We start from the raw sequence: 24,397 nt of genomic DNA, 5'->3' as shown, positions 1-24,397 counted from the left end.
TCAATGCGTTGTACCTTCTTCTTGAGCTCACGTATTTCAATTTGTTCCGGGGTTATGGGAGAGGCTTTTGGCGTTTTCCCCTGTCGCTCATCACGCAGTTGTTTTACCCATTTCGTCATCGTAGAAAAACCGACGTTTATGGCTTTTGCTGCTTGCGCGGTGGTGTAATTTTGGTCGACAACCAGTTGAGCGGATTTGTATTTGAATTCAGGACTAAAATTTCTTCTTTTCATTGGTGCACCCGTGTTGTTCTGAGGTGAGCATATCACCTCTGTTCAGGTGACCAAATTCAGTGTGCCACTACAACTTCTAAAAGAAGAAAAAGAACGTCTGATAGCTTTACACGAAGCTAAAAAGGGGGCGGTATCTGAAGAGTGTGCAGTAGCAGATGTGGCAAGCTTAAACTGTAAGAAAAGTGGAGCAGCCTAAATAAAGATTAGGCCATTATCTATCTCATTTCATTATTTTTATGATTTACTAATATTTTTCAACCTAATCCACATATATCTAATGGATGCCCAAAAGGCGTTTAAACTACCTTTAAATCTGCTCAAACCACAGTCATTCAAGTCCAGAAATGATTGCCACCCCACAAACTGGCGTTCTGCAGCAATTTTTTATCCGGCGGCGTAGCGTACCAAATGATGCCGGCCTTTTCTCAGGCATTGCTGCCCAGAGCAATAGCCGTCAGGTAGAACGCACGATTGGGGATGCCCGAATTAATATGGACGCCGCCATTATCTTCGCGGGTGTTGACGAAGCCGTCCATGTCTGCCGGCTCCGGATCTTTGCCCAGCACCGGATCGTCAAGGCGGTGCCGGGAGCCGACATCGAGCGCAGCCCGCCGCCGTGAATGTCGTCTGCCAACAAACCCGCACCGATAAGCCAGTCCGCCTACTGCGCGGTTTGTTGCAAATGGCATTGTTTCAATAGTGAACTAATGACATCGGATAGCGATTCATTCAGCGATCCCGCCTGCTCAAAGTAAATCAGATTGGCTTCACGTTCCGTTACGCCATGGGCCAACTTGTGCGCCACGACATCAAGCGCAATAGTGAAACGGTTAAAGATCTCACCATCGCCATCGCCGAACACCACTCGTTCCCCATCCCAGAAGACGTTTTGGTAAGCACTGCCGTAATGGACGGTACCGGTCAGCGGCAATCCCTTAGCATCCAGCGAGTTACGCTGAAATACCCGCCAATAAAAATTGCGAGTGAGGCCTAAATAATCATAGGCTTCATTCACCGCCACATCTTTTCCCGGTGGCTGTCCTTCCTGCCGCACTTTGATACCGGGCAGATCCATACTGTTGTGGGCATCGTAAATCGTACGTTTGATCTTTTCCGGCGGTTGCGCATACGAGTAATGCGCTAACCGCCGGCGTACGGCCCATCAGGTTATGCGCGTGGGTAAAGGGTATGGCGCGCAAACAGGCGCTGATGCTCATTCCCTTTTTTCATAATGCGTTTTAAAAGGTAAAGGGAATTACGCTGGCAAAACGCGGCGGGTTGCTGATGTCCGTCATAACAAACCTCCTGCGTCCGGAGAAAGGATCCCGCCGCCTTAAGCGCCAGCCGGGCGTCCTTCAGTCCCCAGACCAGCGCCATTTGCGGATCATAGTTATCTTGTTTAATCATCGCCAGCTTGCTTTTGATATAAAGCGCCGTCAGCGGCCCATCTTCCAGCACGTTTCACAAATCGTCGGAGCTGAAACCCAGCGCCGGCGTCGGCTAAATCTTCGCCACGCGACCGAGTCCGGTTCCATACGCGCGTCGCCAGATCCGTTTTGCGCAAATTGGCGGCAAAAGCATGGCTCATGGCGCCCAGTTCCAGCACCGCGACCGGTGGTTGCTTATTCATAACGAACCCACTCCTTTCATTAACGCTGATATTTTATGAAATCAGTTTTGCGGGCGATCTTATCGTATAGCCTCATCGCCTGATGATTATCGCTCTGCGTCATCCAGTATACGCCAGCCAGCGCTTCACGATTGGCATAGTGGTAAACCTCTTCAATCAGGCGCCGGCCGATGCCTCGTCCACGGACAAGATCGTCCACGTAAAGATCCTGCAAATAGAGCATTGGCTGCTGATACCAGCCGTGATCGTGCACAATGCAGTTGGCAATCCCCACCAGACGGCTGTTGCGCTCGGCGACGAAACCGCACATGGCAGGGTAGGCGCTATCCGTCAAACGCGCAAAAGTGTGTTCGTACAGTGCATCATCGCGGATAGTCGAATAAAAACTCAGATAGCGACGCCACAGGAGTTTCCAGTCATCCCTATCGTCAGGGACGAGGGTGCGGAGGGTAACAGCGCGGTTATCCATGATAGAAGCCTCCCGAAGATAAAGCGTAAGCCATGACGTTATCGGCAAAACCTTTGCCCTGTCAATGGCGGACCGAGGTGGCAGTCAAGCCCTTATGAAGGCATTGCCATCAGGTTTATTTCCTGGCGCTGATGCGCCGGGCAACGCACGTGGGGAGGATAAGAGCAATGGGTCAGGCGTAGGAACAGCCGACAAGGCAAATGCGAAAGTCTAAGGGGGGAGGGCGCAACAAAGGCGCGGAATGAGAGGCAGGACACAGGGCGTTTGAGCGGACGGCGCTGCAGCCAAACCGCCCCACAGGGCGGCCTGGTGTGGGAGAACCGGTTCCATGCCAAGGACGGATGATGACGGCCTCCTGTGACGCCGCGACCGTCATCATTATTTGTACGATTTGTACGGCCATTTCCGCCAATAGAGGGCGGGGTGCCTGCCCGGCTGACGACGTGTTGCGGTATTGTCTGAGGTAAGGCGTTGCCTCTCGTACCGGCGCTTATTACGGCAAGGGTTTTATGTCGGCATCAATCACTTGATAGAAAGCCTTGGCAGTGTCGGCAATATCCCAGACGCCAAGTATGACATGATAGCCTGAGCGGGAAGGTACGTCACACTCCAGCATGACCACATCTCCCGGTAATGCGCCTTTAAACTCTTTTTGGCAAAAAGGCGTTAACGCAAAGTCGGCCCGCGCCAGCGGGGAGTTGGGATCCCAATTTTCTTGAGTAATAAAGAATCTCATGACGATGGTGGCATGCTGCTTAGTGATAGTCCACGTAAACTTGTTTTTACCCGAATTTAATTTGACATGGTGCCAGTGATCGCTGCTTTGTTGGTTCAACACGTCAAAAAAGGCATTACCCCGCTGGCAATTTCACCGTCCTTCGGCCTGGCTGCGGGAAATTCTTTCGAACCTTCAATGAATTGATAATCTTTCGGGACATTATTGGCGCAATCTTTATTTTTCATCGTATAACATAAGTAAGCACGGCTCTGCGGATTTTGGATATAGCCATGTCTCAGCGTTATTTCATAAGATGCTGCGAAAGTCGATGCGCTAAACAGTAAAGCTAAAACAGGAATAATTACTTTTTTCATGTCAATGCTTTATATCTGGACTGATTTTGTGCCGATATTGGCTAAGGCGGTGCCAGAAATTTCAGCTGGGAATAAGTCTAAGACTGGACCAGACAATGATTTAATCGTCATTGTCTGGCCAGTGTTGTTAATAAACCTCATTATTTAGCGTGAAGCTTTTTTGTTTACTGACGGGTAAGAATGAAATCAAACATTTGCTCGCCCACGGGTTTAATTTTGATAGCAAGATTTTCTAAAAGTGTCATATCAATATCAGTAAATTTACTGGTGTCAGACGCGCTATGGTAATGAAGCATTAGTCCCCCATTAAAAGGCCAAGCGCCGGTATTCTTGTCACGGATCGCTACATGCACTTTGCAGCTCATAGAGTCGATTTCACTATTCAAGATAGTATATTCTTTATCATCCTCAGGCACCGAGTTAACATCGATATTGTCTATGCCTTCACGATTAGTTTTGAAATGGAGGAGGTATTTCCCGTCTTTATTTTGAACATTATCAATCAGGCGCAAGCCTAAATTAAAACTCATAATTTGCGTCCTTATATCATTAATGAGAAAGTGCTGTCGTAATCGCGAAGGGATCATCCTAATCCTGTCTGCAATAAGAGAATATTTTTTATAAGAATGTTGTTTCAAGCGAGCGACGTTGTCGTTCTGCAAGGTTAAGCCGGGGGGGATTTATTTTTGGTGGGTAAAAATTATATTATCTCACGTTATTGCGCAAATATTAGTATTTAAAATTGATGTGTTTTGTTTGCCAAACAATACAGTTAACAGATTGCGTTGTTCGCTTAATATATCACGTTCCGCCCGCTACCGTTTGTTGCACACCGCATTTCCCCGTTGCAGTCGGGGAAACGACTGGCCGCGGATGAGGGCAACGGTGAGGCCGGCAAATGAAACGTCTGCCGACTTCCGTTCGCCTCTGCAAGCCGTCGGTCATCCGCACGTTTAATTGGCGGTGATGGACGGCTCTCAGCGCATATGTCACGCGTAATCATCGCCGGTGATGATAGTAAAGCCCAGCCGCAGATAAAGGTTTTTAGCGGAATTGCTTTTTAGCACCTTGAGTTCTACCGCTAAATTTTCCTGCTGCGCCTGCTGCATAACGCCCGCCAGCAATTGCTGGCCGATACCCCGACGCTGAAATTCCGGTGCCCCCCTGGATTTGGCCGATAAACCAGGCATCATCGGTCAGATAATATTTAAACAGGTCGGCCAGTTGATCCTCCACCAGAATAATATGGGCATCGTTCCAGTGGTTGATAATCCTGCTCAAATGCGTCTGTTCATCCGCATCGATGCCGCCATTGATGAGATAACCCTCCATGGTGGCGAGTCTTAACTTATATAGGGCGGGAATATCGCTGACGTCCGCCCGGCGCAGGCTGAGAGAGGTTGAGCTCATAGTTACTCCAGAAAACAAAGGGGAAATTATGCGTGCTGGCGAGATAATGAGCAATAGGGAGAGCATTAACGGCTGCGTGGGTGTTGGGCTTCGAGGCCATTAGCGTGGCCAGGCCCGCTGGACGCGCTTGGCGACACACGGTTATATCGCTCGGGCCAGGCGTGGCAAAGAGGCTCGGTTGTCGCCGACAGTGATGCCGCGCTATGTCTTTATCGGTGCACCTGTGCTTAAGACGGATTTGACGCCAGCGTGTGCGTCCTCGCTGGCGCTCACCCTTAAGCCTGATTCAAACGATTTTGCCGGACTGCGTCGCCGGCACCGTCAACGCTTTATGACGCCCCGTCAACAAAAACGCAGAAATGAAGGTAAATGACAAAGTGATCAGACCCAGCACCAAATAGGCTTGATGGAAACCGACCTGATCATACATTCTCCCCACCCACGTGGAGAGTACGACGCCGGATAATTGCTTTGATAAATTAAACCCGATAAGAAACAGTGTTGCGGACAGACGCGGATCAAACACCGAAGAAATATATTCAAACGCTCCGACCAACAAAAACGGAAGTTCAAACATATGCAGCGTTTTAATATGATCACCTCAATACCGCTGGTGGCAAAGGACGATCCAAGAATGCGCACCGAACGGTTAATAATCGCCGGAGTAAAAAACATAATAAAACCGTTTACCAATTCCCCGCCGGTGGTAAGAAAGCCAAAGATTTCAGTACTGTGTTGCGGGCTGGCAAAAAAACCTTTGAAGAAATTGGCGAATTGCTGATCAAAAACATCGTAAATACTGGCTACCCCAATCACATAAACGATGAATGCCCAGAAACGCGGCATGACCGACAGCTCAGGCGCCATTTTTAACGAAAAGGCGCGCCGGTTGGCGCCCAGTTTATCCATGACCTGCGCATTCATATTGCCTTCCGGGCGCGACAGGAACAGCAATATCGCCAGAACGACCGCGAAGCCAGAGGCAATCCAGAAGGTAATATTGGGATCGATGCTAAACAAAATACTGGTCAGCGAGGCGCAGATAGCCCACAGCCCACACAGCCTGAAACGCGCACTCTGCCGTATTCAAAATGGTTAGCGCGGCTAACATGCTCGATAAACGCTTCCACCGCTCCGGAACCGCTGGAGAACACGAAGCCGAGATACAGTCCACCTGCCATCCCGCCGGCGTAAATATTAAACTGGAGCAGCGGCGACAGCACAAAGATGAAAAAAAATCGCAAACAAAATCAGAAGGATGGTAATACTCCACAGCAGATGTTTACGTAGCCCCAACTTGTCGGAGATCAGGCCAAATAGCGGCTGAAAGACAATAGCGAAAAACGAGATTGAGGAGAACACCATGCCGGTCTCGGTTTTGCTGAGGTGATTGACGTCCACCAGGCAGATGGGAAAAAACGGAAAATAGGCGGACATAATGAAATAATAGAAAAAGAAGAACAGCATAAAATAGATAAAATTATGCTTCTCCCGGATCGTCAGCATCCCAGTCTTCATCGTCGTCACCATGCCAGGTCGGTATCAGAAGGGGGATAAAGGGGGGCGAACCCCCTCAGTTTAACTGCCAGGGCAAGGAATAGCGGTAGCGCTCTGCATCCAGCAGGTAGGCCTGATGAACGCTTGGACTCCACAAACCGTCCCCGCCGACGCTCATATGCGCGGTATCCAGGTTGAGACAGAGGGCCGGCTTCGGGACGCAGTTGGTGCCAGTGACGGGCCGCGGTCAACTGTTGCGTACCGTAAGGGCTGACCGAAAAATGGAACGCGCCGGTGACACGCAGTGGGCCGACGTCGAGTTCGCGGCTATAGCAGCGCATGCCGTTTTCGCTGGGAAAGAATATACGGGGTGCTCATTTCAGCCAGCGGTCGCCGCCAGCGGAAGAAACGCGCGGCGGTGCGGTGGTCGGGATAGTTTTCATGCGCGCCGTCACCCAGCCAGCCGATCTCCAGCGCCTCGCTATTGATATGCCAGGTGACGCTGACTCTGGGCAACAGCGGCAGTTGCGACGAACACACTACCTCGATATCAGTCACCAGGGCACCGTCGGCGGTAAAGCTTAATTGCCAGCGGCTGAGCACTAGCAGTGTCTGGTGATGGAAATAACCCATTTCGCTCTGAACGATGACCCGGTCGCTTAACTGCTCGTGAAACAGCGCTGCTCAAGGCTGAACAGACCGGCGGTCCGCCAGCGTTCTACCCAGGCATTGGGATCGATTCTGTCCACCTCGCTAATGCCGATATCGTTATCCAACGGTGCGCGGATAAACTGGTCGGTCAAGGGCGTTTGCAGCAGAGAAAGCTCCCCTTGCTGCCACTCTTGCAGATAGCCGCTGCGTTTGTCGACTCGCCAGCGCTGCGTCTGATGTGTGATGATAAACTCACTGGCGGTCTCAAGGAACTTCGGTACATCGCCGGAGGGTGCCTGCTGCGGCGCGGGCGCGGCCAGTGTTCCCAGGCGCTGATATGCCCGGCCGGCGACCAGGGCGTCGCCGCGGGTTGTTGTACGTAACCCTGCAGGGTCAGCGTGCCGGCTCGGGCAGGGGATGACCATTGTGGGTCAAGAGTAAGAATACGGCGTTCCCCCAGCGTCAGCCGCAACGGTAGCTCGCCGCCGTGTAGTAACTTACCTTCCAGTTCTAGCCACCAGATCAGGTTTTCATTGTCACTGGTGCGAAACAGATACTCGCTTTCAACGCTTATTTGCAGTCCGGCGGCGCCCACCAGGGCGAATTGGAAGAATTGCTGCTGTTTTTTCACCTCATACATGCCGGGATGGAGGGTGCAATCGGGGAATACCAGCCCGTTAAGGCAAAATTGCCGATCGTTGGGGGTGTCGCCGAAATCACCGCCGTAGGCCCAATGGAAAGTGCCCTGCTCATCGCGCTGCTCCAGCGCCTGGTCGGCCCAATCCCAAATGAACCCACCCTGCAAGCGGGGATATTGGCGGAACGCCCGCCAATAATTGGCAAAGCCGCCGAGGCTGTTACCCATGGCGTGGGCGTATTCGCACAGGATAAGCGGCCGCTGCTCGCCGGGCAGCCCTATCCATTTTTTGATAGCCCATTTCGGCACCGCCAGGATGGGCAAATCCTTCTCGACCCGCGCATACATCAGGCAAAGAATATCGGTGGCGGCGGTATCGGCGCCGCCGCCCTCATATTGTACCGGTCACGACGGGTCCTGGGTTTTGACCCGGCGATATAACGCATCGTGAGTGGCACCATGGCCCGCTTCGTTGCCGAGCGACCAGATAATGATACTGGCGTGATGACGGTTGCACTGCACCATGCGGCTAACCTGCTCGCTGAAGACGGCAAGCCAAACCGGGTCGTCCGCCAAGCACGGCTTATGGGCTCCATGCCGTGCATCTCGATATTGGCTTCGTCCACCACGTAAAGACCGAAGCGGTCGCACAGACGATAACCAAAGGGGGGTGTTGGGATAATGAGAACAGCGCCCGGCATTAAAATTATTCTGCTTCATCAGAAGAATGTCCTGCACCATGGTCTGCTCGTCCATAATCTGGCCGTTGGCCGGGTGGTGTTCATGGCGATTGACGCCGCGTATCAGCAGGGGTTTGCCGTTTAGCTGTAGCAGCCCGTCACGCACGCTAAACCTGGCGGAAACCCACATCATAGGCTTCCGCTTCAATCAGCGTGCCTTCATCGTCCAAAAGCGCTACGACTACGCGATACAGGGCGGGATCTTCCGCGCTCCATAGCCGCGGCGCCGCGACCGGCGCGCGAAGCCATGCCCGTTCGGGATAGCCGCCGCGCTTGTCGACCGCCACCGTACCCAGCGGTTGGCCGTGTTCAGCGACAAGTTGATCCTGCCACCACAGCGCGACCTGTACCCGATATTCCCCCAGCGTGTCTGGGGCGGAGCTGATAGATGCGCTCACCTGCAATTCGCCATGGCTGAACAGCGCATCCAGCGCGGTATCAAGGCGGATATCGCTGAAGGTCGCATCAGGTTTGTGCCGTAACGCCACCGAGCGGAAGATACCGCTTATCCGCCACATATCCTGATCTTCTAGATAGCTACCGTCGCTCCAACGGAGTACCAGCACACGTAAGTGATTAGCGCCGGGACGCAGGGCGTCAGTGAGATCGAATTCAGCCGGCAGGCGGCTGGCCTGGGAGTACCCGAGCCATTGGCCATTGCGCCAGACATAAAAGACGGAGCTGACGCTGTGAAAGATAATGCGCGTGCGGCCCGCGCGCCTGCCCGCCTACTAGTTGGCCGGTAACTGCACGTTGCCCCCGTATAACAGTCGGTGGGATTGGGCGCCGGCACGCGCGGGGGGGGGGTCAACCGGAAAAGGGTATTTAACGTTAGTATAGATAAAGCAATCGTAGCCGGCCATCTGCCAATTACCGGGGACGTTGATGGTGCGGGCGTCGTCCTCATCCTGCACCAGCCTGCTTTCCAGCACCGCTTCCGGCTGGGTGAAATAACTGAACTGCCATTCGCCATCCAGCAACTGGGGCTGGGGGAAGTCACTGCCGGCGCGTGCCACGTCGCTATCCCGGTGGTTCATAAATGGCGCATGGGACGGCAACTTGCCGTAATGGGTTACCGCCGTGTTTTCCCAATCCTGCTGCGCCAGGACGTCAGACAGGGCGGCAGGCGCCGCCGGCCGCGGATGATAAACAGCGTGGATCATAATTTGCCTTACAGTTAGCAAAAAAATCAGCGAGAGTGAGGGATGTTATGCGATCATATTTTATCAGCAGTTAACGGCTTGTCAGTGGCTTTACGCAAGTATTAATCGAGGTAAAGGTGATCATTTTCAAAGAAAATCGGTGAAATATGTTCCAATAAGCGAAATGCATCACAATTATGGAGTATGTGAGCGTACCACTTTTTTACTCCGCTTAGCGTTTGCCGTGGTTTGATTTATAATGTAAAGAGAATACGATTTAGCCCTATATAAGTTTGCTGCAGGAACAACATTGTGAAGCACAAGAACGCCACCCTTGACGATGTCGCCCGCCATGCCGGCGTTTCTTATCAGACGGTTTCCCGGGTCTTGAATGAATCGGCGCACGTGGTGGACGCGACGCACGCACGGGTTCAACGAGGCCATTAGAACGCTGAATTATGTGCCCAACCGGATGGCCCAGCAGCTGGCCGGTAAGCGGGGCTGTACCCTGGGGCTCATCACTGCCTCGCTCGGGTTCCATGCGCCGTCGCAAATCGCTTCCGCCATCAAGGGCGTCGCCGGTCAGCGCAGGTTTTCTGTGCTGATTGCCATGGCTGACTCACAGCACGAAATTGGACTGCAGGACGCGCTAAATGAGCTGAAGGCGCAGCGGGTGGAGGAGGTTATCATCAATTTGCCGCTGGCGGCGGAGAGCGTTGCGGCAATCGTTTCCGATAATCCCAAACTCGTGTGCTTGTTCCTAGATGTTCCGCCGGATGCCGGCGTGTTTCACGTCATGTTTAATCCTGGCGACGGCACGCCCGCAAGCGTTGATCATCTTTATCGCCTGGGCCATCAACATTTTGCGCTGCTGGCAGGTCCGCAAGATTCTGTCTCTACCCGCCTGCGCCTCGACAGCTGGCAACGGGCGCTTGCCGGGTATCATCTGCAGCCGATGGCGTCAGTTCAGGGCGACTGGAGCGCCGCCAGCGGTTTTCACCGTATGGTCACAATGCTCAAGGCGCAAGCGTCATTCAGCGCCGTATTGGTCGCCAACGATCAGATGGCCCTCAGTGCGATTAGCGCGTTGCATCAGCAGCTGTTGGCGGTGCCGGAGCACGCTTCGGTGATAGGCTATGATGATACCGAGGACAGCGCCTACTTCCTGCCGGTGTTGACCACCGTTTCACAGAATTTCAACCGGCTGAGGCAGGCAGGGGGTGAACCGGCTGCTGGCTCAGTTAGGCCAGGGTGGCGGCGCGGAAGGGCAGTTAATTATGCTCCCCACACACCTGGTGACCCGCCATTCCACCGCCGCGCCGCCGGACGGTAAGCCGAGCCCGGGTCTGCTGGCCGACGAGCTGCAGCGAATAGCGGCGTTGTTAACGCGTTGAGGCAGATCCCCTCGTATGCCCGCTGTTGAGTGGACGACACTAGGCTAACCACAGCAGCAGTTTGACGGCTCGTCCAGATTGGTAAAAAGCGCCAGCGGCGACAGCTGCGCAGGGCGCAGCAAGGGCCAGAGCGTCGCAAATGCTTCTTGCCAGTCAGCAGCCGGCATCCCGGCCTGCGCGTCGCGCAGATGAAATCGCTGCGGCATCGCCACGCCGGGCGTCACGGAAAGCGGGTGTCCCGAAAGTAAACTATAGCTTATCAGCGTTGCGGAAGGGCGCAGTGCCGTAAGCAATGCGCCGCCAAGACGCCCCCACGGCGTCGAACACCAGACTGCTCTGGGCCGCCAGCCGCAGGATCTCGCTTTCACGGTGCATTGCCAGCGGGGCTGTATGCCCAACCAGCTCAGGCGTGGCGCGTGCTGTGGGGCGCAGGTGTAGGCCTATCACCTGCCGCGCCCCACCTTGCCAGTGCCCATTGCCCTAAAAGCCGTGCGCAATCTGCGCCTGCCGCGGTCAGTATTATCTGTTGGTTCCGTACCGGCTAGCGCCGCAGCATCAGCCGTGTGGCCAACAGATTGATATGGCCGCGTAGCGCAATGTCGTCCGCAATATCTTCCGGCACCGGCACCAGCCATTGTCCGGTGCAATTCAGCCACTGTTGCCAGGTGCCGTCGCCTCGCAGCGGCAGAACGCGCTGACCCAGGCTGAAAAGCAGGGCGTCAGAGGTAATGACCACTCGGCCAAGCCCCTCATAGCCCGCGACCCGAGGCGGGCTGACCCGATGCGCATAGGCGCCGGTAATTGGGATAACATCAGAGGGATTGATCGGTGCAGCTATCATCTTTACCTGCACCTGGCCCGCGGTGGGAGGGACGAGCGGGGTGCTCTCCAGCGACAATACCGCTTCGGCCAGCCCGAAGCGCTGATACCACAGCGCGAAATTCATCGGCTTACATTGCTTGTTGCAGCCCTTCCCAGTTGCCGTCTGCCGGCTCGCCGGGCCTGGGTTTAGCCTCGATATAGGTCAGCCTCAGGACCTCGGAGGTCGAGCGACGAATCTCATTGGTCAGCGCGAGGTTACCGTTAATCGTCTGGCCGTAGGAGGGAACCATCTCTTTCAGTTTTCGCTGCCAGGTATCGGTGATCACCTGCTCTTTAAACATCGAGGCCAAAAGCTCCAGCATGATGGGGGCCGCGGTAGAGGCCCCGGGCGAAGCGCCAAGCAGCGCCGACAGCGAGCCGTCGGCCGAGCTGACCACTTCGGTGCCGAACTGCAAAATACCGCCTTTGCCGGCATCTTTTTTGATCACCTGCACCCGCTGGCCAGACTCAATCAGCGACCAATCCGCCATCGTAGCCTGGGGATAATATTCGCGCAGGGCACTCAGGCGATCTTTATCCGACATCAGCAACTGGCCGATGAGGTAGCGTATCAGTCCGAAGTTATCCAGCCCGACGCGCAGCATGGGCAATAGGTTTTGCAGCGTGAGCGAATGGAACAAATCCAGCCAGGACCCACGCTTGAGGAATTTGCTGCTAAAGGTGGCAAACGGACCGAACAGTAGCGCCTGCTTGCCTTCAAGAATACGGGTATCGATATGCGGGACCGACATCGGTGGCGCGCCTACCGACGCTTTACCGTACACTTTGGCGTGATGATGGCCAACCACCTCGGGATTGGTTGCGACCAGAAATTGCCCGCCAACCGGGAAGCCGGCATAGCCGTTTACCTCAGGAATGCCGGATTTTTGCAGCAGGGTAAGTGACGCACCGCCGCCGCCGATAAAGGCATGGCGGGCGCACACCGTGGACTGTCGGCCGCCGTTACTGTGATCGGCAACACGCACGCTCCAGGTTTGATCGGCGTTGCGCTTGATATCCACTACGTCATGCTGAAGATGCAAATAAAACTGGGGGTGCTGCTGTAACGCCGCCAGCAGTTGCTGCGTCATCTCACCGAAATTCACGTCGGTGCCCATAGCCATACGGGTGGCGGCCACTTTTTGGAATGTGTCACGTCCATCCATGACCAGCGGCGCCCATTCGCGGATCTGCTGCGGGTTTTCAGAGTACTCCATGCCGCGGAACAGCGTGCTGGTTTGCAGCGCATCGAAGCGTTGGCGCAGAAAGCGGATATTGTCTTCTCCCCACACGAAGCTCATATGCGGGACATTATTGATAAAGCTTTGCGGATTGGTGAGAATTTTTTGCTTTACCAGATAGGCCCAGAACTGGCGTGATATCTCAAAAGATTCGTTCACCGTGACCGCTTTAGAGATATCCACCGAACCCGCCGGGCTGAGCGTGGTGTAGTTCAGCTCGCAGAATGCGGCATGGCCGGTGCCGGCATTGTTCCAGCCGTTGGAGCTTTCCTCTGCCGTTTTTTCCAGACGCTCATACATATGAATGCTCCAGCCCGGCTCAAGCGCTTTCAGATAAGTTCCCAGCGTGGCGCTCATGACTCCGCCGCCAATCAGTATGATGTCCACCGGAGGTTTATCCGCAATCTGATGCTGTTTGGCTGACTCAGAGATTGCCATGCCAAGGGCTGCGATAAAATGCTCTTTCATGCGCAGTATCTCGTTTAAGAAAACGAAGCCGACGCCCGGGCCGTTTTCGTTCGGGTTGGCGCCAAAGGGCGTCTGCTAATACTCTTCGATTCTATTAGTCACTATCGGTTAAGTAAACTACAAAATTACTGCAACTACGACTAACAGTAACGAATGCTAATGATTGATAAAGTATTGAAATTAATCATGTGATAAATTCATGGTTACCATATGATTAACCAAAATTTACCATCCTTATTTTAAAGCTATAACAAGGATTTTAAGTGTGATCCACTGCATAAAAATAAAGTTACGGGTTTAAATACTGCCAAAAAAAATTTAGAATCTCATAATGATGAGCAACAATGAAACCTGCGCAGTAAAGTTGTTTTCATCGGCAGGCCGCTGATATGATCTTTACTACTACAGGAAAGATAATGTTGCCCCGCCAGGTCTTCACACTCCGGCGCCGCTGCCGACAGGAGCGGACGATGTCGGTTGACGACCTATAAATGCCAGGAAATGACGCATGATTGACATTAGATTTTACCGTGAACGGGATAGGCAGGTGGTAGCGGCCATCGTTTTGCCTATCCAGCAGCAGGAGTTTGGTATCACCATCAATGCCGCCGTCCAGCCTGACTTGCAGGACATCCGCGGTTTTTACCAAACCAGTAGCGGCGGTTTTTGAGTAGCCTGCCACCGGGGGGAAGTGGTTGGCACCGTTGGTCTGAAAGATATCGGCGGCGGCCAGAGGACGCATTACGCAAAATGTTCGTAAAACAGGGCTACCGTGGCGCGCCGTTGCTGGTGGCGGCGGGGCATATTGGTATATGCACGCGCCCATGCCCAGACACATCGCATCAGCGATATTTATCTTGGCACCACCGCCCAGTTTATTTCTGCCCAACATTTTTACCGCAAGCAGGGCTTCAGCGCCGTAACGCGCGACGCCCTGGCCGCCGCTTTTCCCTTGATGGCGGTCGACACTCTCTTTTCCCATCTGTCGCTAGCCTAGCCCAGCGATAAATCCTTATCTGCACGGCCGGCTCCACTGACGCATGAGTACACAAATGCTTTTCATTTCTAACCCGCGATGAAGGATTGGTCTGATGCAAAACGGTAGTTTTGCGCCTGATGATAATAATTATTGGCGGCACAATTTAGTCGTATGTGTGTTTGGCTTTTTTACCACTATCGTGGCGATGGCGCTACTACTGCCGTTTTTGCCCCTTTACGTTGAGCAACTGGGCGTTACCGGACATGCAGCGATAAGCGAGTGGTCGGGGATTGCCTATGGCGCCGCCTTCTTCACCGCCGCTCTGACCGCGCCGCTTTGGGGACGTTTGGGCGACCGTTACGGCCGCAAGCTGATGTTTATCCGGGCCAGTCTCGGCATGGCGGGTGGCAATGACACTGCTCGGCATGGCGCAAAGCGTCTGGTAACTGGTGGCGCTGCGCTTGTTGGCCGGGCTGCTAGGCGGATATATGCCTCCGGATCTATTATCCTGGTTGCCACCCAGACGCCAAAGGGGCGCACAAGATAGGCATTGGGCACGCTATCCTCCGGCATTATGGCGGGCAATCTGGTGGGGCCGCTGATCGGCGGTATCCGCGGCACATTCATCTTAGCCGGCGGCACCATATTTATCGCTTTTCTGGCTACGGTGGTACTGCTCAAAGAGGTACCCGGCACTGGCCCCTGGAAGACTGCTGCGGTGACATCGCCCGTCGTCAGTCCCTGGCGCAATCTGCCGGTGATAGCGATGCTTATCACCGGTACCTTGCTGATGCTGGCGAATATGTTTATTGAGGCAATTATCACGCTTTATGTCGCGCAACTGGTATTTGGTCAGCAGGTGACATTTGTCGCCGGGCTGGTGATGACGGCCGCGGCGCCGGCCAGCATCTTATCGGTCTCGCGGCTCGGCCGGCTGGCGGACAAGGTCGGCCATTGGCGAGTCATTATCGGCTGTTTGCTGGTGGCGGCAGTAGTGCTGGTTCCTCAGGCGTTCGCCACCGCCGGCTGGCAATTGGTGGCGCTGCGTTTTTGTATGGGGCTGGCATTGGGCGGGCTGTTGCCCTGTATCGCCAGCGTGGCTCGCCATACCGTACCGCCCGAGCGGGCACGGCAGCGTGCTGGGCCTGTCGACATCCGCGCAGTACGTCGGCCAGGTTACGGGACCGTTATTGGGCGGCGTGATAGGCGGCCATTTAGGTATGCGTCCGGTTTTTCCCACCTCTCTATGTCTATTGCTGGCAGTCGGCGCGGGCTTTATAACCAACTGTGCCGCAAGGCCGCATCCCGCCCAGCGCAGGACTCTTGACGGACACAGCGCCGGGTACGCCCCTGTTGGCGTACGGTGCCGTGTGTCGTGGCGCGACGGCGCATGCGGGCGTGAAAGTCGCGTGGGGTGATCTGACGGCGAGGATGCGAACGGCCATGCGACGTGCGGATGGCGCGTCGTTCGTGCGGTCATCCACCGCCGTTAGCCGAGGCAAGGCGGCATGAGCGGTCATGAGCAGGCGTCTGCCATAACATTAGTTTTTTGAGCGTCACGGGCGCCTCGCCGGCCGACATGTTATCTCGGTAACCTGACTCTCTACCCAGCCATCACTCAGCCGGGTCGTCAAACGATCACCGGCGCTTAGCTGACGGGTTTGCTTCACTACCGCGCCGTGGCTATCTGTCGTGACGCTAAACCCCCGTGCCAGCGTTTTCAGCGGACTCACGCCCTCCAGTCGGGAGCAGAGCGCGACAAAGGCATTATTTTGCCGGTTTACCCGCAGGCTTATCCCCTGGCTCAATTGGTAGCGCAACCCCTGCAAACGCTGCTGCGCCCGGTTGATGCGCGCCGCGGGCGCCTGCTGTACCAGACGCTGTCGCACAGAGTTGCGACGGCGCTGGGCCTGGCGCAACTGCCCCTGTACGCCATCGTCAAGGCGGCGGCGCAGGGTCATCAGCGCGGTGTGCTGGCGGGCGAGCCGCAGTTGGGGATGCTGCTGCTGCAGGCGGTGCTGCAAACGGCTGTATCGCTGCTGGCGCTGCGCGAGCAAATAATCCATCGCCATTTCCAGCCGCTGCTGTTGCGACTGAAGTTGCCGCAATAGCTCCAGCTGATTGCGGCTCACCAGCTCGGCGGCCGCCGAAGGTGTTGGCGCGCGCAAATCGGCGACAAAATCGGTGATAGTCACATCGGTTTCATGCCCGACGGCGCTGACCACCGGCAGGCGGCTGGCGAAAATCGCCCGTGCTACCCGTTTATCGTTGAAGCTGGCGAGATCCTCCAGCGAACCGCCCCCGCGACCGACGATTAACACATCGCACTCAGCGCGCCGGTTGGCGGCTTTGATAGCGCGCACAATCTGGGCCGGCGCTTCCTGTCCTTGCACCGTGGTGGAATAAATCACCACCGGCAGCGACGGGTCACGGCGTTGCAACACCTGCAAAATATCATGCAACGCCGCACCGCTGGCAGAGGTAATCACCCCCACGCGGCGGGCCGGACTAGGCAGCGGCTGCTTGAATTGCTGACTGAACAGCCCCTCGTCGCTTAATTGCTGCTTGAGCTGCTCGAACTGCTGTTGCAGCAAGCCGTCGCCGGCCGGCTGCATGCTTTCGGCGATGAGCTGATAATCGCCGCGCGGCTCATAAAGTGTAAGGGAAGCGCGCACCAGCACCTGCTGACCGTTACGCGGCGCAAAGGTTGTACGGCGATTGGTATTGCGAAACATCGCGCAGCGCACCTGGGCGCGATCATCCTTCAGGGTGAAATACCAATGGCCCGATGCGGGCTGGGAAAAATTGGAGATCTCGCCCGTCAGCCAAATCTGCCCCATCTCGCCTTCCAGCAGTTCGCGAACCGTTTTATTCAGGCGGCTGACGGTAAAAATCAGAGAGGAGGGGGGGGTAGACATGTGAGCGGGATCAAACTCCATTGCAAAGCCTTACCTTAGTTGATTGATATTACTTATTGTGAAACGGTAAGCAAGAGATTTTTGAAAAAAACACTGAAGGTAACCGATTACGTTCTGTATAATGCCACGGCAATATTTTATCTGTTTCAGATCCACTTTGGTGAGATATTGCTACGTTACGTTTTGCTAAAGAAGCTCTGACATTCGACAACGTTCTGCTCCTTCCCGCCCACTCCACGGCTCTCCCCAACACCGCTGATCTCGGCACCCGATTGACTCAGAAAATTCGCCTGAATATTCCCATGCTGTCCGCGGCAATAAATACGGTAACCGAATCCAGCCTGGCCATCGCGCTGGCGCAGGAAAGCGGTATCGGCTTCATTCACAAAAACATGTCTATCGAACGCCAGGCCGAGGAAGTAGGTCGCGTAAAACGCCATGAAAGCGGCGTCGTGACCAATCCCCAGTGCGTTACTCCCAATACTACCCTGTCCGAGGTGAAAGAACTGACCGCGCGCAACGGTTTCGCCGGCCACCCGGTGGTGACGGATGAAAATGAACTGGTAGGGATTATCACCGGCCTGGACGTTTGCTTTGTCACCGACTTGAGCCAGCTGGTTCCTGCCGTGATGACGCCGAAAGAACGCCTGGTGACGGTAAAAGAAGGTGAAGCCCGGGAAGTGGTGTTGGCAAAAATGCACGAGAAGCGCGTTGAAAAAGCGCTGATAGTGGACGAACAGTTCCATCTGCTCGACATGATTACGGTAAAAGACTTCCAAAAGGCCGAGCGCAAACCCAACGCCTGCAAGGATGAACACGGCCGCTTGCGCGTCGGTGCCGCGGTGGGCGCCGGCGCCGGCAATGAAGAATGCATCGATGCCCTGGTGAACGCCGGCGTTGACGTTTTACTTATCGACTCCTCTCACGGCCATTCTGAAGGCGTGCTGCAACGTATCCGCGAAACGCGTGCCAACAAATCATCGGCGACAACGTCGTCACCAGCGTGGGCGTGCCGCAGATTACCGCTATCTCTAATGCGGTGGAAGCCCTGGAAGGGACGGGGATCCCGGTCATCGCCGACGGCGGCATCCGTTTTTCCGGCGATATTGCCAAAGCCATCGCCGCCGCGGCGCCGCCTGTGTCATGGTGGGATCGCTTTTAGCAGTCCCCGGGGGAAATTGAACTGTTCCAGGGCCGATCCTTCAAATCTTACCGCGGCATGGGATCGCTGGGGGCAATCCCCAAGGGCTCGTCCGACCGGTATTTCCAGACCGATAACGCCGCCGACAAACTGGTGCCGGAAGGGATCGAGGACCACGTGGCGTATAAAGGGCGCCTGAAGGAAATCATCTATCAACAAATGGGCGGGCTGCGTTCCTGTATGAGGCTGACCGGTTGTGCTACCATCGACGACCTTCGTACCAAAGCGGAATTTGTCCGTATCAGCGGTGCCAGCATCCAGGAAAGCACGTTCATGCCGTCGCCATCACCAAAGAATCCCCGAACTACCGCCTGGGTTATCGAATTTTCCTCGGCGTGCGGGCCTCGCCGGTCCGCCGCCGTTCCGTCCGGTCTCTGACGACCGGGCATTGATACTTCTTGCTACACGCTCTCGGAATACGCCATCAATGACAGAAAATATCCATAAACACCGCACTCTGATTCTGGACTTCGGCTCGCAATACACCCAACTGGCTGCTCGCCGGGTGCGCGAACCGGGCGTCTATTGCGAACTTTGGGCATGGGATGTAACCGAAGCGCAAATACGCGAATTCAAGCCCAGCGGCATCATCCTTTCCGGCGGTCCGGAAAGCACCACCGAGCAGGACAAGCCCGCGCGCGCCGGACTATGTGTTTCAGGCAGGCGTGCCGGTGCATGGGTGTTTGCTACGGCATGCAAACCATGGCGATGCAGCTCGGCGGCAAAGTCCAGGGCTCGACGCAGCACGAGTTTGGTTATCCCCAGGTAGAGGTGACCGACAGTTTACTGGTGCGCGACATTCAGGACGACATCGGCACTGGCAGAGCGCCACTGCTGGATGTCTGGATGAGGCATGGCGATAAAGTCACCGTAGCCAGCACCGAAACCTGCCCTTTCGCCATTATGGCCAATGAAGAAAAACGGTTCTACAGCGTGCAATTTCACCCCGAAGTTACCCATACTCGTCAGGGTCAGCGCATGCTGGAACGCTTCGTACTTGATATTTGCCGGTGCGCGCCGCTGTGGACGCCGGTCAAAATCATCGAAGATGCCGTCGCCCGTATCCGCGTACAGGTTGGCAATAATCGGGTCATTCTCGGTTTATCCGGCGGCGTAGATTCGTCGGTTACCGCCATGCTGTTGCACCGGGCCATCGGCGAACGGCTGACCTGCGTGTTCGTCGATAACGGTCTGCTGCGCCTTAACGAAGCCAGTCAGGTGATGGAAATGTTTGGCGATCGCTACGGCTTAAACATTATCGCTATACCGGCGGAAGATAGGTTCCTTTCCGCGCTGGGCGGCATTGACGATCCGGAAACAAAACGGAAAACCATCGGCCGAATATTTGTCGAGGTGTTTGACGAACAGGCGCTGAGCCTCACCGACATGAAATGGCTGGCGCCGGGCACCATTTACCCGGACGTCATCGAATCCGCCGCCACCACCGGCAAAGTCCATGTCATCAAGTCGCACCATAACGTTGGCGGCCTGCCTTACAATATGCTTTATCGCCATCCGTTCCCCGGACCGGGTTTGGGCGTGCGGGTGCTGGGTGAGGTGAAGAAAGAGTATTGCGATTTGCGGCGGCGGGCCGATGCTATCTTTATCGAAGAACTACACAAGGCGGATCTGTACAATAAAGTCAGCTAGGCCTTTACCGTCTTCTTGCCCGTGCGCTCCGTCGGTGTCATGGGCGATGGCCGCAAATACGACTGGGTGGTTTTGCTGCGCGCAGTAGAAACCATTGACTTTATGACCGCCCATTGGGCGCACTTGCCTTATGACTTTCTGGGCCGCGTTTCCAATCGTATTATCAATAAGATCGACGGCATTTCTCGGGTCGTGTATGACATTTCCGGCAAGCCGCCGGCGACGATTGAGTGGGAATAACCAGACTTTAGTTGCGTAACCCCCAGCGCATACATATACCTAATCAAGCCAGACATAAAGCCATTTTGAGCAACGTCAGACAATACCTTTATATGCCTGAGTGATGAGTATCATCATAGGGTAACAAGCTAATTTATCTATTAGTGCTCGCATTAGGGTGTTCCGTATTAACTTTTATCTATTTGTAGTGGTCAACTAAAACTGGCCACTACACTTTAGCGAAGCAGCTCAGACTTTCGACAGCAGTTGGGTCGGTCCGACCTGCCAGCGTAACTTACCGCTACCGCTAACGGCGTCCAGATCAACACCCGCCACGGCGGAAGTGGCGAACATCGGCGGCTGCTTTTCTGGGCATATATCCGCCACCAGATAGCCCACCAACGGCAGATGGGAGATGGGAGATGACCAATACCCGGTTTAAGCCCTTATTCACCAGCGCCTGCAGGGTATCAAGCGTCTGCCGGGCGCCCAGATAGGGACTGACCAACACCCGATCGATGTCCGCCACCTGGCCGCTAAGCCAGCGCGCTATCAGGCCGGATTAATCACGACCCCGATCGGTCAGGGGTCTTTCCGCATCGCTTGCGGCCTCGGAAACAGCATCGCCGTGCCGCATAATTAAAACTTGCATAATGCACCGTTGTCGTTGGGGAACATTGCGTCAGGTTGACCGGGGAGCTCCCCCCCCCAGCCGTAATGACGCACGGGTCGGGTCAGACGAGGGGCCTCATCCGACCAAAACGCTGTTTTTTTACATCAACTCCACCCCAGGAGTCAATATAATGCGCAGGGCTATCCGCGCGGCGCGCGCGCGACGTTTTCAGGTCAGAAAACGTACCGCGAATAGCGATGATTATCAGGCTATGACAACACTTTAGCCGAATGCTGCTTAAACACCGTGGGAATAGTCTTAATCGCGGAACAAAAACGGTACCCCCCGCGCCGCATAAGCTCGCGGCGGGCGGGTAAAAGATTTAACGCAGACCAAGTTGGAAAATCAGCGTTCCCGCCTGGCAGCAAAAGGTGAAGTCCGCGTCCAGCACGAAACCGTTATCCTGAGGGTCAATCCTGGCATCGATTTAACAAGGATTGGATTCCACCGCGAGTGCTTTTTCCGTAAGCCAGGCCAGCATCGATTCTGCCTGTTGGCGCTCCGCGAAGGCGCGGCTGAAGCTCGCCTTGCAATCATCATTATTGATGATGGTGCCGACATCAACGCAACAGCAAGCTGCCGTTTCATTCGCGCTGTATTTGTTCAGTGAATTAGCCATGATCTTCTCCTTACCGGGCGACCCGGGGTGGCACTAGTCGTAAATTAAACCTTCATAATTGGAAATAATTATACGCCCCTTGCGCCGGGGTTAACAGCTAATCGGCCGGACAAAAGGCCGCTAAAGACGCGTTTTTATCGCTTAATCTAACGGGAAATCAGCGAGCATTTCCTGGGAGTTACCGATGTAGCGGAACGGTAAACAGAACATCGGTCGACGTGAGCGGCGCTGACCCTATCTCGCTAACGGCAACACACCCCATTTCCAACTGCGCGGCCACGGTGAGACGGCGCGATGTCATGCCGGCTGTGCGGCCATGCCCCCCCGACGCACCGGGCCGGCCGGACGGCGACCCATGGACCGCACGCGGCAGGCGCGGCCCGTCGCTTACTGCGCATCTATCGAATTGAGATCGCCTTGAACCGCTTCGGCGTTCGGATTCTCCTGCGGCGTCAACACGCCATCGCTGGCCAGGAAATCATGTTGCTGGAAATAGGCGGCGCGCACCATGGCGTAAGGATCTTGCGAGTTCTGCAGCAGGCCGTCGAAGTCCAGCAGTTGTGCGCGGCTTTCCAGTCCTTCCAACGCCCATTTGCCCGCGGACATCCACCAGGTGAGATAGCTCAAGAGCGGATAAAGATCATCCACCAATCCGCCGATCTTCTCACGAGGCGTGAAACTCCCGTAGCCGGGGAGCTGCACATAGGGACCATAACCGACGCCATAATTACCCAGAGTACTGCCGAAACGCCGCGGCTCCTCTTTGGCCAGTTTCGGGTTCGCCATCGACGCCACGTCGATCAAGCCCCCCATCCCCAGCAAGGTATTCAGGAAAAAGCGGTTGAAATGCACCATTGCCTTGTAGGGTTTCCCTTCTACAAAATAGTTGACCATGGTGGCGGGCTCTTCCAGGTTAGTGAAGAAATTGCTCAAACCGTTACGTGCCGGCTTCGGCACATAATCTCGCCAGGCCACCGCCGCCAGGCGAACCACATAGGGATCCAGCACGTTGTAGTTAAAATTGAACATGCTGCGGTTAAAGCCTTCCAGAGGATCTAACCGGCCCTGGTCGTCCTGATTTTGATGAGTAGCGCACCCCAAAAGCAGGACGCTGGCAAACACCACACCTGACAGGCGGAAATTCATTATAAAACTCCACATTGTATATTCTTATGCCATCGCTAGGGGAGCTGCTGGTTAATCTCAACCGCTACCCTACCGTTGCCGCCAAATGGCTGCGTCGCACTCTCGCTGAACCAGTCACCGCGCTGCGGTTGCGCGGTGCCGGCACGCGCCACTCGGACCCGTACTTTTACCCGCTGCTGGGCAGAAAGCAAACGTTTGAGGATCATGGCATTACTATCGTCGAGCGATAACGATAACGGAAAGCGGCTCAACGGCAAAGGTTTTACCGCTACAGGTATTGGACTTTTTCCACCGCTGACGGAAATAAACAGGGTTCCCTGAGTCGGCAAACCGGCGGCAGCAGCCTGCGACAGGGTGGTAACGACCACGGTCAGGGCCGCCTGCTCCAGCCCGCCCTGCGCTTTTCCCTGCTCGATATGCTGGCGGATGGCATCGGCGCGGGCATCCGCGGCGGGTAAACGCGCCAGCACCTCGCGCCACAAAGCAATAGCCCGGGCATTATTGTTTTGCTGATATTCATTGAGCGCCAGCAAATCCAGCGCCTGCAGGCCATGGGGTCGTTTGGCGAGAATAGCCTGCAGAAGACTGTTACCTGCGCCGTTGTCCCCCGGATCGGCAAAACGTGTCAGCACCGACGCGCAATCCAGCGCGATGGTGTCATCTTTCGTCGCCAGTTGCCGGGCCTTGGCGAACGCCTGTGTCGCCAGCTCAACGTTATTGGGCACCACCCCCAAACGGCCCCGGATCAGCCAATTTTGCAGGTTCTCCGGGTGATGTTGCAGCTTGGCGCGCAGGCCGACCGCGAAGCGAGACAGCTCTTCGGCGCTTAGGGGGTGCCCGTGGGTATCCATTACGCGCGCCCGCAGCGCAGGAAACGCCTCCACCGTCTGCCGCCAATGCACTACCTGACCCGCTTCGCCGGTCAGCGCATACAGCCCCAGCGCGACCGCCACCACCACCCCCGGCGCCAGCGCCCAGCGCGGTAGCGGGCACCGCGCCGGATCCGCCGCCGCCGGGATTGTAGTGGCACACTGAATTTGGCCACCTGAACAGAGGTGATATGCTTACCTCAGAATAACGCGGGTGCATCAATGCAAAGAAAAAATTTTAGCCCTGAATTCAAACGCGAATCTGCTCAACTGGTTGTCGACCAAAATTATACCGCCGCGCAAGCAGCAAAAGTCATGGACGTCGGCCATTTCTACGATGACGAAATGGGTAAAACAACTGCGTGATGAGCGACAGGGGAAAACGCCAAAAGCCTCTCCCATAACCCCGGAACAAATCGAAATACGTGAGCTCAAGAAGAAGGTACAACGCATTGAAATGGAAAACAAAATATTAAAAAAGGCTAGAGCGCTCTTGATGTCAGACTCCCTGAACAGTTCTCGTTAATCGGAAAACTCAGAGCGCGTTATCCTGTGGCCACACTCTGCCACGTGTTCAGGGTTCATCGCAGCAGTTACAAATACTGGAAAAGTCGTCCTGACAGGCCAGACGGCAGGCGAACGGTATTGCGCAGTCAGG

18 protein-coding genes and 16 pseudogenes are annotated in these 24,397 nt (G+C 55.2%); 9 read left to right on the top strand and 25 right to left on the bottom strand.

Translation table 11 applies throughout. The features are described 5' to 3' along the window. Positions 1–233 (bottom strand): transposase (locus ACTBDU_RS10045; protein WP_438806361.1); only part of this gene is annotated, 233 nt, incomplete at its 3' end. A 46-nt stretch (positions 234–279) separates the two neighbouring features. On the opposite strand from ACTBDU_RS10045, the gene ACTBDU_RS10040 reads away from it, so the two are divergent. Beyond that, positions 280–429 carry a hypothetical protein gene (locus ACTBDU_RS10040; protein ID WP_438806360.1) on the top strand — a complete coding sequence of 50 codons (150 nt, stop codon included), beginning with the start codon at positions 280–282 and terminating at the stop codon, positions 427–429. 169 nt (positions 430–598) lie between these two features. Here ACTBDU_RS10040 and ACTBDU_RS10035 read toward each other — a convergent pair. The 15 genes and pseudogenes from ACTBDU_RS10035 to ACTBDU_RS09965 all read right to left on the bottom strand — a co-directional run. Continuing rightward, positions 599–1,528: pseudogene (locus ACTBDU_RS10035) on the bottom strand (M4 family metallopeptidase); the annotation flags it as partial. A gap of 194 nt (positions 1,529–1,722) precedes the next feature. Further along, positions 1,723–1,863, bottom strand: a pseudogene (locus ACTBDU_RS10030) (NAD(P)-dependent oxidoreductase); the annotation flags it as partial. Between the two features lie 19 nt (positions 1,864–1,882). After that, on the bottom strand, positions 1,883–2,332 hold the full coding sequence (locus ACTBDU_RS10025; RefSeq protein ID WP_438806359.1) for a GNAT family N-acetyltransferase: 450 nt from the start codon (positions 2,330–2,332) through the stop codon (positions 1,883–1,885). 493 nt (positions 2,333–2,825) lie between these two features. Beyond that, positions 2,826–3,295 (bottom strand): annotated as a pseudogene (locus ACTBDU_RS10020) (lytic polysaccharide monooxygenase). Between the two features lie 293 nt (positions 3,296–3,588). After that, positions 3,589–3,954: a hypothetical protein gene (locus ACTBDU_RS10015; protein ID WP_438806358.1), complete on the bottom strand. Its 366-nt coding sequence runs from the start codon at positions 3,952–3,954 to the stop codon at positions 3,589–3,591. A 459-nt stretch (positions 3,955–4,413) separates the two neighbouring features. After that, positions 4,414–4,533: a hypothetical protein gene (locus tag ACTBDU_RS10010; protein WP_438806366.1), complete on the bottom strand. Its 120-nt coding sequence runs from the start codon at positions 4,531–4,533 to the stop codon at positions 4,414–4,416. A 587-nt stretch (positions 4,534–5,120) separates the two neighbouring features. Further along, positions 5,121–6,352 (bottom strand): annotated as a pseudogene (locus tag ACTBDU_RS10005) (oligosaccharide MFS transporter). 251 nt (positions 6,353–6,603) lie between these two features. Next, positions 6,604–6,672, bottom strand: a pseudogene (locus ACTBDU_RS10000) (hypothetical protein); the annotation flags it as partial. After that, the gene (locus ACTBDU_RS09995) at positions 6,659–6,964 is read right to left on the bottom strand and encodes a hypothetical protein (protein WP_438806357.1); all 306 of its coding nucleotides are present in this window, start codon (positions 6,962–6,964) and stop codon (positions 6,659–6,661) included. The pseudogene ACTBDU_RS10000 and the gene ACTBDU_RS09995, both read right to left, overlap by 14 nt. 26 nt (positions 6,965–6,990) lie before the next feature. Continuing rightward, entirely contained in the window at positions 6,991–7,179 is a 189-nt protein-coding gene (locus ACTBDU_RS09990) for a hypothetical protein (protein WP_438806365.1), read from the bottom strand. Continuing rightward, positions 7,131–7,622 carry a beta-galactosidase domain 4-containing protein gene (locus ACTBDU_RS09985; RefSeq protein WP_438806364.1) on the bottom strand — a complete coding sequence of 164 codons (492 nt, stop codon included), beginning with the start codon at positions 7,620–7,622 and terminating at the stop codon, positions 7,131–7,133. Before ACTBDU_RS09985 ends, ACTBDU_RS09990 begins: the two co-directional genes overlap by 49 nt. A gap of 21 nt (positions 7,623–7,643) precedes the next feature. Then, positions 7,644–8,224 (bottom strand): annotated as a pseudogene (locus tag ACTBDU_RS09980) (glycoside hydrolase family 2 TIM barrel-domain containing protein); the annotation flags it as partial. 121 nt (positions 8,225–8,345) lie between these two features. Further along, positions 8,346–8,489, bottom strand: a pseudogene (locus tag ACTBDU_RS09975) (glycoside hydrolase family 2 TIM barrel-domain containing protein); the annotation flags it as partial. After that, positions 8,467–8,877, bottom strand: coding sequence for a hypothetical protein (locus tag ACTBDU_RS09970; RefSeq protein ID WP_438806363.1), 411 nt, complete (start codon positions 8,875–8,877; stop codon positions 8,467–8,469). The gene ACTBDU_RS09970 and the pseudogene ACTBDU_RS09975, both read right to left, overlap by 23 nt. Before the next feature lie 9 nt (positions 8,878–8,886). Continuing rightward, positions 8,887–9,396, bottom strand: a pseudogene (locus tag ACTBDU_RS09965) (sugar-binding domain-containing protein); the annotation flags it as partial. Between the two features lie 417 nt (positions 9,397–9,813). On the opposite strand from ACTBDU_RS09965, the pseudogene ACTBDU_RS09960 reads away from it, so the two are divergent. Continuing rightward, a pseudogene (locus ACTBDU_RS09960) lies at positions 9,814–10,895 on the top strand (LacI family DNA-binding transcriptional regulator). A gap of 44 nt (positions 10,896–10,939) precedes the next feature. Here the strand turns inward: ACTBDU_RS09960 and ACTBDU_RS09955 are convergent. The 4 genes from ACTBDU_RS09955 to mqo form a co-directional block, all read right to left on the bottom strand. After that, positions 10,940–11,119: a hypothetical protein gene (locus ACTBDU_RS09955; RefSeq protein ID WP_438806356.1), complete on the bottom strand. Its 180-nt coding sequence runs from the start codon at positions 11,117–11,119 to the stop codon at positions 10,940–10,942. 25 nt (positions 11,120–11,144) lie between these two features. Further along, positions 11,145–11,270, bottom strand: coding sequence for a hypothetical protein (locus ACTBDU_RS09950; protein ID WP_438806355.1), 126 nt, complete (start codon positions 11,268–11,270; stop codon positions 11,145–11,147). A 166-nt stretch (positions 11,271–11,436) separates the two neighbouring features. Next, a complete protein-coding gene (locus ACTBDU_RS09945; RefSeq protein ID WP_438806354.1) occupies positions 11,437–11,841 on the bottom strand; it encodes an alcohol dehydrogenase catalytic domain-containing protein in 405 nt (134 codons plus the stop codon). A gap of 4 nt (positions 11,842–11,845) precedes the next feature. Further along, a complete protein-coding gene (mqo, locus tag ACTBDU_RS09940; protein WP_438806353.1) occupies positions 11,846–13,465 on the bottom strand; it encodes a malate dehydrogenase (quinone) in 1,620 nt (539 codons plus the stop codon). A 508-nt stretch (positions 13,466–13,973) separates the two neighbouring features. On the opposite strand from mqo, the gene ACTBDU_RS09935 reads away from it, so the two are divergent. The 3 genes and pseudogenes from ACTBDU_RS09935 to ACTBDU_RS09925 all read left to right on the top strand — a co-directional run bounded on the left by ACTBDU_RS09935 (position 13,974) and on the right by ACTBDU_RS09925 (position 15,771). After that, positions 13,974–14,135: a hypothetical protein gene (locus ACTBDU_RS09935; protein WP_438806352.1), complete on the top strand. Its 162-nt coding sequence runs from the start codon at positions 13,974–13,976 to the stop codon at positions 14,133–14,135. 135 nt (positions 14,136–14,270) lie between these two features. Beyond that, positions 14,271–14,462, top strand: a complete 192-nt coding sequence (locus ACTBDU_RS09930) for a hypothetical protein (protein ID WP_438806351.1) — start codon at positions 14,271–14,273, stop codon at positions 14,460–14,462. Between the two features lie 94 nt (positions 14,463–14,556). Then, a pseudogene (locus ACTBDU_RS09925) lies at positions 14,557–15,771 on the top strand (MFS transporter). A 229-nt stretch (positions 15,772–16,000) separates the two neighbouring features. Here the strand turns inward: ACTBDU_RS09925 and xseA are convergent. Further along, the gene (gene xseA, locus ACTBDU_RS09920; RefSeq protein ID WP_438806362.1) at positions 16,001–17,362 is read right to left on the bottom strand and encodes an exodeoxyribonuclease VII large subunit; all 1,362 of its coding nucleotides are present in this window, start codon (positions 17,360–17,362) and stop codon (positions 16,001–16,003) included. 167 nt (positions 17,363–17,529) lie between these two features. On the opposite strand from xseA, the pseudogene ACTBDU_RS09915 reads away from it, so the two are divergent. The 3 pseudogenes from ACTBDU_RS09915 to guaA form a co-directional block, all read left to right on the top strand. Then, positions 17,530–18,279 (top strand): annotated as a pseudogene (locus ACTBDU_RS09915) (IMP dehydrogenase); the annotation flags it as partial. An 86-nt stretch (positions 18,280–18,365) separates the two neighbouring features. Continuing rightward, positions 18,366–18,941: pseudogene (locus ACTBDU_RS09910) on the top strand (IMP dehydrogenase). A gap of 49 nt (positions 18,942–18,990) precedes the next feature. Continuing rightward, positions 18,991–20,453 (top strand): annotated as a pseudogene (gene guaA / locus ACTBDU_RS09905) (glutamine-hydrolyzing GMP synthase). A 228-nt stretch (positions 20,454–20,681) separates the two neighbouring features. On the opposite strand, the pseudogene ACTBDU_RS09900 reads toward guaA, so the two are convergent. From ACTBDU_RS09900 to ACTBDU_RS09885, 4 genes and pseudogenes are all read right to left on the bottom strand, one after another. Further along, positions 20,682–21,084: pseudogene (locus ACTBDU_RS09900) on the bottom strand (histidine phosphatase family protein). Positions 21,085–21,427: 343 nt separating this feature from the next. Next, positions 21,428–21,724 (bottom strand): annotated as a pseudogene (locus ACTBDU_RS09895) (YfcZ/YiiS family protein). A 387-nt stretch (positions 21,725–22,111) separates the two neighbouring features. Beyond that, positions 22,112–22,870 (bottom strand): phospholipid-binding lipoprotein MlaA, encoded by a 759-nt coding sequence (gene mlaA, locus ACTBDU_RS09890; protein WP_438806350.1) that lies wholly within the window; start codon positions 22,868–22,870, stop codon positions 22,112–22,114. 35 nt (positions 22,871–22,905) lie between these two features. After that, entirely contained in the window at positions 22,906–23,823 is a 918-nt protein-coding gene (locus ACTBDU_RS09885) for a tetratricopeptide repeat protein (RefSeq protein ID WP_438806349.1), read from the bottom strand. A 138-nt stretch (positions 23,824–23,961) separates the two neighbouring features. Here ACTBDU_RS09885 and ACTBDU_RS09880 point away from each other — a divergent pair. Then, positions 23,962–24,397, top strand: a pseudogene (locus ACTBDU_RS09880) (transposase); the annotation flags it as partial.

The organism is Sodalis sp. (in: enterobacteria) (assembly GCF_051710625.1).
Classification (GTDB): domain Bacteria; phylum Pseudomonadota; class Gammaproteobacteria; order Enterobacterales; family Enterobacteriaceae; genus JBPESN01.
Note: the sequence above shows the minus strand (reverse complement) of the source record. Positions and strands in the feature narration are given on the sequence as shown.

Bases quoted from the DNA above. Each gene is read 5' to 3' on its own strand.
- mlaA (WP_438806350.1), bottom strand. From the start codon at position 22,870: ATGAATTTCCGCCTGTCAGGTGTGGTGTTTGCCAGCGTCCTGCTTTTG.
- mqo (WP_438806353.1), bottom strand. From the start codon at position 13,465: ATGAAAGAGCATTTTATCGCAGCCCTTGGCATGGCAATCTCTGAGTCA.
- ACTBDU_RS09935 (WP_438806352.1), top strand. From the start codon at position 13,974: ATGATTGACATTAGATTTTACCGTGAACGGGATAGGCAGGTGGTAGCG.
- ACTBDU_RS09970 (WP_438806363.1), bottom strand. From the start codon at position 8,877: ATGTGGCGGATAAGCGGTATCTTCCGCTCGGTGGCGTTACGGCACAAA.
- ACTBDU_RS10010 (WP_438806366.1), bottom strand. From the start codon at position 4,533: ATGCAGCAGGCGCAGCAGGAAAATTTAGCGGTAGAACTCAAGGTGCTA.
- ACTBDU_RS10025 (WP_438806359.1), bottom strand. From the start codon at position 2,332: ATGGATAACCGCGCTGTTACCCTCCGCACCCTCGTCCCTGACGATAGG.
- ACTBDU_RS09945 (WP_438806354.1), bottom strand. From the start codon at position 11,841: ATGAATTTCGCGCTGTGGTATCAGCGCTTCGGGCTGGCCGAAGCGGTA.
- ACTBDU_RS09950 (WP_438806355.1), bottom strand. From the start codon at position 11,270: ATGCACCGTGAAAGCGAGATCCTGCGGCTGGCGGCCCAGAGCAGTCTG.
- ACTBDU_RS10015 (WP_438806358.1), bottom strand. From the start codon at position 3,954: ATGAGTTTTAATTTAGGCTTGCGCCTGATTGATAATGTTCAAAATAAA.
- ACTBDU_RS09985 (WP_438806364.1), bottom strand. From the start codon at position 7,622: ATGTATGAGGTGAAAAAACAGCAGCAATTCTTCCAATTCGCCCTGGTG.
- xseA (WP_438806362.1), bottom strand. From the start codon at position 17,362: ATGTCTACCCCCCCCTCCTCTCTGATTTTTACCGTCAGCCGCCTGAAT.
- ACTBDU_RS09995 (WP_438806357.1), bottom strand. From the start codon at position 6,964: ATGGGTTATTTCCATCACCAGACACTGCTAGTGCTCAGCCGCTGGCAA.